Source organism: Cupriavidus sp. WS (genome assembly GCF_000395345.1).
Classification (GTDB): Bacteria; Pseudomonadota; Gammaproteobacteria; order Burkholderiales; family Burkholderiaceae; genus Cupriavidus; species Cupriavidus basilensis_B.
In genome coordinates this window covers 1-350 of the sequence record NZ_AQPL01000752.1, presented here as the reverse complement: position 1 = coordinate 350, position 350 = coordinate 1, and the positions used below count along the sequence as shown (strand labels likewise).

Below are 350 nucleotides of genomic sequence, written 5' to 3'. Positions count from 1 at the left end.
CCAGTTCCAGGCCGCCGTCGTAGAGCGCGGCCATCTCGCTGACGATGGCCAGCCCCAGGCCGCTGCCGGCGGCGGTTTCGTCGAGCCGCGCGAAGCGGGCCGTGGCCAGCTCGCGCGCCGCCTCCGGCATGCCGGGGCCATCGTCCTCCACCCGCACTTCCAGCATTTCCCCGCGTTCGGCCAGCGTCACGCGCACGCGCGAGGCGGCCCACTGGCAGGCATTGTCGAGCAGGTTGCCGAGGATCTCGATCAGGTCCTGGCGGTCGCCGGCAAAGTGTCCTTCCCCTTCCACCTCGATGGCGATCGCGCGCCCGGCATGCAGGCGGGCCAGCGCGCGCGCCAGCTCGGCC

1 protein-coding gene is annotated in these 350 nt (G+C 73.4%); it reads right to left on the bottom strand.

The annotated features are described in order from the left end of the window. Nucleotides 1-350: ATP-binding protein (locus tag K206_RS40660; protein ID WP_043368082.1), on the bottom strand; the 350-nt coding region annotated here is incomplete at both ends.